Genomic DNA, 6547 nt, shown 5'->3' with positions numbered 1-6547 from the left:
CGCCGCCATCGATCTGGGTCAGGCTCAGGTCGACATCGCGGCCGTCCTTGCCTTCGCGGGCTTCGATGTTCCACTTGCCCTTCTCGCCCCAGCGGTAGCCGATCGAACCCAGCGGCGAAACCAGCTCGCCAGTGCTGCCGTCGACGGCGATGGTCTTCCACTCGGGGTTGTTTTCCTGACCGAGGTTGTCGGTCAGGTCCGAGGCGCGCAGGAAGCGATCGGCGATGTAGCTGCCATCCTTCTCGTTCAGGCGCACCAGCACCGGCAGGTCGGTGTAGCGCTTGGCGTAGTCGCGAAAGTAAGCACTCGGTTTCTCGAGGTGAAATTCCTTGAAGATGACGTGGGCGAAGGCCTGGGCCAGCGCTGCGTCGGTGCCCTGTTTGGGGTTGAGCCAGAGGTCGGTGAGTTTGGCAACCTCGGCGTAATCCGGGGTGATGGCGACGGTCTTGGTGCCCTTGTAGCGCACCTCGGTGAAAAAGTGTGCGTCCGGGGTACGGGTCTGCGGGACGTTAGAGCCCCAGGCGATGATGTAGTTGGAGTTATACCAGTCGGCCGATTCCGGTACGTCGGTCTGCTCGCCCCAAACCTGTGGCGAGGCCGGAGGAAGGTCGCAGTACCAATCGTAGAAGCTCAGACACACGCCGCCGATCAGCGATAGGTAGCGGCTACCGGCAGCGTAGGAAACCATGGACATGGCCGGGATTGGCGAAAAGCCGATGACGCGATCCGGACCGAACTGCTTGACGGTGTAGACGTTGGCTGCGGCGATGATCTCGTTAACCTCGTTCCAGCTGGAGCGGATGAAGCCGCCCATGCCGCGCTTGCTCTTGTAGCTCTCGGCCTTGGCCGGATCGCTGACGATGCTGGCCCAGGCCTCGACCGGCGACAGGCTCCGGCGCGCCTCACGCCAGAGCTTGAGCAGCGGCTTGCGCACCTTCGGGTACTTCAGGCGGTTGGCGCTGTAGATGTACCAGCTATAGCTGGCGCCACGCGGGCAGCCACGCGGTTCATGGTTGGGCAGGTCGTTGCGGGTACGCGGATAGTCGGTCTGTTGGGTTTCCCAGGTGATCAGGCCATTCTTCACGTAGATCTTCCAGGAGCACGACCCGGTGCAGTTCACCCCGTGGGTGGAGCGCACGATCTTGTCGTACTGCCAGCGCGAGCGGTAGACGTTCTCCCAGTCGCGCGATTCCTTGCGGGTCTCGCCATGGCCGTCGGCGAACTCCCCCTGCTTGCGATTGAAGAAGCGCAGCTGGTCGAGTATGTGGCTCATTTTCTCTTCCTCTCAGGCTGAGTGCGGGCGGCCCCGCGCTCGTCATTTCTTGGGTTGTGGCGGACTAGCATGGGGTCTCTGCGCCCTTGCGCGAGTACCACCACCAGGTGACCAGGATGCAGCTGACGTAGTAGCCAACGAACACGTACAGGGCGACCTCGGGCCCGCCGGTGAGGGCGATGGAGCTGCCGAAGGACTTGGGAATGAAGAAGGCGCCGAAGGCCCCGATTGCCGAGCTGAAGCCGAGCACCGCCGCCGATTCCTTGCCGGCCGCCTTGATCGCCTGTTCCTTCTCGGCGGCGCCCTTACCGGCGCTGAGGCGCTCGTGCAGGGTGCGGAAGATCACCGGGATCATGCGGAAGGTCGAACCGTTGCCGATGCCGGTAGTGACAAACAGCAGCATGAACATGGCCAGGAAACCGTAGAAGTTACCGCCCTGGCCGTGCTGCGGCAGGAAGGCGATCACCCCGAACACGGCGGCGATCATCAGCACGAAGTTCCACAGGGTCACCCGCGCACCACCGAGTTTGTCCGCCACCCAGCCGCCCAGCGGACGCACCAGGGCGCCGACCAGCGGACCGAGGAAGGCGAACTGCAGGGCGTTGACCCCAGGGAAGGAATGCTTGATCAGCAGCGGGAAGGCCGCAGCGAAGCCGATGAAGGAACCGAAGGTGGCCAAGTACAGCCAGCACATCAGCCAGTTGTGCTGGCGCTTGAAGATCACTGCCTGCTCGGCGAAGGACGCCTTGGCACTGGCCAGGTCGTTCATGCCGAACCAGGCCGCCAGAGTGACCGCCGCGATCAGCGGCACCCACACCAGGCCGGCGTTCTGCAGCCACAGCTGACTGCCGTCGGCCAGTTCCTGCGGCTTGCCGCCCACCGCACCGAACAGGCCGAAGCCGATCACCAGCGGTACCAGAAACTGCATGGCCGACACGCCCAGGTTACCCAGCCCGGCGTTCAGGCCCAGGGCGGTGCCCTGCTGCGCCTTGGGGTAGAAGAAGCTGATGTTGGACATGCTGGAAGCGAAGTTGCCGCCGCCGAAGCCGCACAGCAGGGCGATGATCACGAACACGCTGTAGGGCGTGCCCGGGTCCTGCACGGCCCAGCACATCCAGATAGAGGGAATCAGCAGCGAGGCAGTGCTCAGGGCGGTCCAACGGCGCCCGCCGAACACAGGCACCATGAAGGAATAGAAGATACGAAAGGTGGCCCCGGACAGCCCGGGTAGAGCCGCCAGCCAAAACAACTGGTCGGTGCTGAAGGCGAAGCCGATGGCGTTCAGGCGCACGATCACCGTACTCCACACCATCCATACGGCAAAGGCGAGGAACAGCGCAGGAATCGAGATCCACAGGTTACGGGTGGCGATGGCCTTGCCGGTGGAACCCCAGAAATGTGGGTCCTCCGGGCGCCAGTCCTCGATCACAGGCCCTTGCCGGGGCGGCTGCCCCATGGCCGGATTCTTGGTTGCGGACATGCTGAATCTCCTTGTCAGGAAGCAGAATTCATGGAAGCGGTGGAACCCGAACCCATGACTGGGGTTTTGCGAACCTCGCTGAAGTACATCCAGATCAGAGAAACCCAGACCACGCCGTACAACAGCATGAAGGCGGAAGAGCGCACTCCAGTGAGGTCGACCAGCACGCCGAACATGATCGGCAGGACAAAGCCGCCGAGGCCGCCGGCCAGGCCGACGATGCCGGACACCGCGCCCATGCGATCGGGAAAGTCGTTGGCGATGTACTTGAATACCGAGGCCTTGCCGAACGCCCAGGCGATGCCCATGACGAACATCAGCGCAGTGAACACCCAGACGTTGAGGCCGATATGGAAGGTGCGCGGGCCGTCGACCGTGTGCACGGTGAAGTCGGTCTGCGGGTAGGACAGAATGAACAGGCACACCCAGCTCACCCACATCACCCACCAAGTCACGCTGTGCGCGCCCCACTTGTCCGACATCCAGCCGCCGATGGCGCGCAGCAGGCCGCCCGGCAGGGAGAAGCAGGCGGCCAGCAGCGCCGCGCTCTGCAGGCTGAAGCCGTATTCCTGCACGTAGTACTTGGTCATCCACAGGGCCAGCGCGACGTAGCCGCCGAAGACGATCGAGTAGTACTGGCAGTAGCGCCAGACGCGCGGGTCTTTCAGGGTCTTGAGCTGTTCGCCCAGCGACACGCTGCTCGGCACCCGGTGCGCCTTGTTCTCGTAGGTGAGGAACCAGAACAGCAGCGCGGTGACGAACATGATCGCCGAGTAGACCTTGGGCACCATCTGCCAGCTGGCCGCGGCGATGATCGCCGGGGCGAGGAACTTGGTCAGCGCGGCGCCCGCGTTGCCGGCGCCGAAAATGCCCATGGCCAGGCCCTGGCTGGACTTGTCGAACCACTTGGCGACGTAGGCGATGCCGACCGAGAAGGAGCCGCCGGACAGGCCGACGAACAGGCCCAGGGCGAGAAATTGCCAGTACTGGGTCGCCTCGCCGATCAGGTAGATCGGCAGCACGCAGACCAGCATCAGCAGGAAGAACACGATGCGTCCGCCGAAGCGATCGGTGAGCATGCCCAGCGGCAGGCGCACCAGCGAACCGGTCAATACCGGCGTGGCGGCCAGCAGGCCGAACTCGGTCTCGTTGAGCTGCAGCAGTTCCTTGATGGGCACACCGAGCACCGCGAACATCATCCACACCATGAAGCAGATGGTGAACGCGGTGGTGCTCATCCCCAGCACCAACCCCTGTTGCACTTTGTGGCTCGCCATGAACGCTTTCCCCAAGCGGTTTTCATGGCTGCAGGCTATTGGCATGCCGTTCCGATCTATTGACCCAGATCAAGAAGCAACTCAGCCCCTCTGTCCTACCATGGGCTTCTCTACCACCAAAGTGGTAGAGCCACACATAAAGCAAAAATCCTTTTAAAACAGCACCTTATATACGATTAGAGCGCTTCGGAAGGTCCCACTTCAGGCCGCCGAACTCTTTGGAGGTAGCGCTGATGCTGACCTGGTTGAAAGGGTCGTTGCCGGCTCGAGCAGGACTCGCTGTAATGCTGATAGCCACGCTGGGACTGTGCAGCGCTTTCAGCGCCGTGCTGATCGCCTGGGTCAGTGAGGACGACGCAGCGGCCATCAACACCGCCGGCTCGCTGCGCATGGCCACCTACCGCCTCAACTGGCAGCTTGAAGCCACATCGCCCGCCGAGACCATCGAACGCCTGCGCGCCGACATGCAGCAGCGCTTGGACAGCCCGGCACTACGCCACATGCTCGGCGGCGAACGCAGCGGCTCCCTCTGGGCTGCGTTCGATGGCATCCAGCGGCACTGGCACCAGCAGATGCTGCCGGCCTTGGAAAGCGGCGACCGGACAGCCTTCCAGCAACAGTCGGAGGCCTTCGTCGGCCTGCTGGAAAACTTCGTCATGCAGTTGCAGAAGCAGAGCGAAAGACGCCAGGGCTGGCAGCAAAGCATCCAGGGCGCGTCCCTACTGCTCACCGTGGTGATCCTGCTGATAGGCATGTACGAGCTCCAGAACAGTGTGATCAACCCGCTGCAGGAACTGGTCGGGGCCACCGAGCGCTTTCGTGCTGGCAACCTCGACGCGCGCATCGAGTATCGCTCTCAGGACGAACTGGGGCAGATGGCTGACAGCTTCAACGCCATGGCCGATGCCATTGAGGAAAACCATCGCACGCTGGCATCGCGGGTCTCCGAGAAGACGCAGAACCTGGCGCAGAGCAATGCCGCCCTCGAGTTGCTCTACCAGAGCAGCCGCAGCATCGCCAGCAATCCGGCCAGCGCCGAGCGGCTGGACGAACTGATCGACAGGTTCCAGCAACGCCTGCCGGGACTGCGCCTAACCCTGTGCCTGCATGGCGACACCCAGGCGCCGGTGGAGCATCTGATCGCCTTACACGGCAACGAGTCGCGCGAGATCTGCGCGCGCAGTGACTGCGCCAGCTGCCCGCGCCATGCCGGGCCCAGCAACTTGAGCTTCGCCATAAGTTCCCAGGGCGTCGGGCTCGGCGAGCTACGCGCGCGCTACGAGGACGGCCACACCCCACGCCAGTGGGAGCAGGAGCTGATCCAGGCACTGGCCAACCTGATCGGCACAGCGCTGTCGCTGGAGCGTCAGCGCGAACAGGACAACCGCCTACTGCTGCTCGACGAGCGCACCACCATTGCTCGCGAGTTGCACGATTCACTGGCACAGGCACTGTCCTACATGAAGCTGCAAGTCAGCCGCCTGCAGACCCTGATCCGTCGCGGCGAGAGCAGTGAGACGCTAATGGAGGTCAGCGACGAATTGCGTGAAGGCCTGAACAGCGCCTATCGCCAACTGCGCGAACTGCTCACCACCTTCCGTCTGCAAATCCAAGATGGCGGCATCGAACAGGCGCTGGACGACACAGCCCGCGAGTTCGCCGAGCGCGGCAACCTTCGCGTGCTGCTCGACAGCGCGCCGCTGGCCTTCTGCCTCTCGGCCACAGAGCAGATTCACCTGCTGCAGATCGCCCGCGAGGCGCTCTCCAACTGCGCACGCCACGCCCTGGCCAACCAGGCCTGGGTGCATCTGCGCCAGTGCGGCGAGGAGGTCGAACTGCGGATCGAAGACGATGGCATCGGCATCGATCCCAACTTTGACAGCCGCCACCACCATGGCCTGAACATCATGCAGGAGCGCGCCCGCAGCCTCGGCGGCACGCTGCTCCTGTGCCACCGCGAGCCCCGCGGCACACAGGTTCGCCTGCGCTTCTGCCCGGAATTTCTGCGCCAACTGACGCCCGAGACGCCTTCATGAACGCTACCCTGCCCCACACCCTCATCCTAGTCGACGACCATCCTATGATGCGCCGCGGCCTACGCCAACTGATCGAACTGGAAGGCGACCTCACTGTCGTCGGCGAAGCCAATAACGGCTTCGAGGCCTGCACGTTGCTTGAGCGGCTAAACCCCGACCTGGTGGTACTGGACAACAACATGCCGCAACTCAATGGCGTGGAAACCCTAAAGCGTCTGCGCGAACAAGGGTTCGCCGGCAAGATCCTGCTATTCACCGTATCCGACGCCGAACACGACGTACGCGACGCCATGCGTTTTGGCGCCGATGGCTACCTGCTAAAGGACATGGAACCAGAGCATCTGATCGCCCGACTGCGCGAGGTACTGCGCGGCAACCTGGTGATAAGCCCATCGCTGACCACCGTGCTGGCCCAAGCCTTGCGTACCCCGCAGGGTGCCAGCTCTCTGGACCTGACCGAGCGCGAACGCCAGGTGCTGAA

5 protein-coding genes are annotated in these 6547 nt (G+C 63.4%); 2 read left to right on the top strand and 3 right to left on the bottom strand.

The window, feature by feature from the left end; genetic code table 11:
* From ACN0X6_RS24710 to ACN0X6_RS24700, 3 genes are all read right to left on the bottom strand, one after another.
* Positions 1-1273 (bottom strand): molybdopterin-dependent oxidoreductase (locus ACN0X6_RS24710; protein WP_417707984.1); only part of this gene is annotated, 1273 nt, incomplete at its 3' end.
* A gap of 64 nt (positions 1274-1337) precedes the next feature.
* On the bottom strand, positions 1338-2729 hold the full coding sequence (locus ACN0X6_RS24705; RefSeq protein ID WP_210391226.1) for a NarK family nitrate/nitrite MFS transporter: 1392 nt from the start codon (positions 2727-2729) through the stop codon (positions 1338-1340).
* 38 nt (positions 2730-2767) lie between these two features.
* Positions 2768-4030, bottom strand: a complete 1263-nt coding sequence (locus ACN0X6_RS24700) for a NarK/NasA family nitrate transporter (protein ID WP_280052272.1) — start codon at positions 4028-4030, stop codon at positions 2768-2770.
* 233 nt (positions 4031-4263) lie between these two features.
* Here ACN0X6_RS24700 and ACN0X6_RS24695 point away from each other — a divergent pair, with 233 nt between their 5' ends.
* Together ACN0X6_RS24695 and ACN0X6_RS24690 are read left to right on the top strand one after the other, a co-directional pair.
* Positions 4264-6066, top strand: a complete 1803-nt coding sequence (locus ACN0X6_RS24695) for a HAMP domain-containing protein (protein WP_280052271.1) — start codon at positions 4264-4266, stop codon at positions 6064-6066.
* Positions 6063-6547 (top strand): response regulator (locus ACN0X6_RS24690; RefSeq protein WP_417707981.1); only part of this gene is annotated, 485 nt, incomplete at its 3' end. The genes ACN0X6_RS24695 and ACN0X6_RS24690, both read left to right, overlap by 4 nt.

It is taken from the genome of Pseudomonas sp. (assembly GCF_048269965.1).
Classification (GTDB): domain Bacteria; phylum Pseudomonadota; class Gammaproteobacteria; order Pseudomonadales; family Pseudomonadaceae; genus Aquipseudomonas.
Note: the sequence above shows the minus strand (reverse complement) of the source record. Positions and strands in the feature narration are given on the sequence as shown.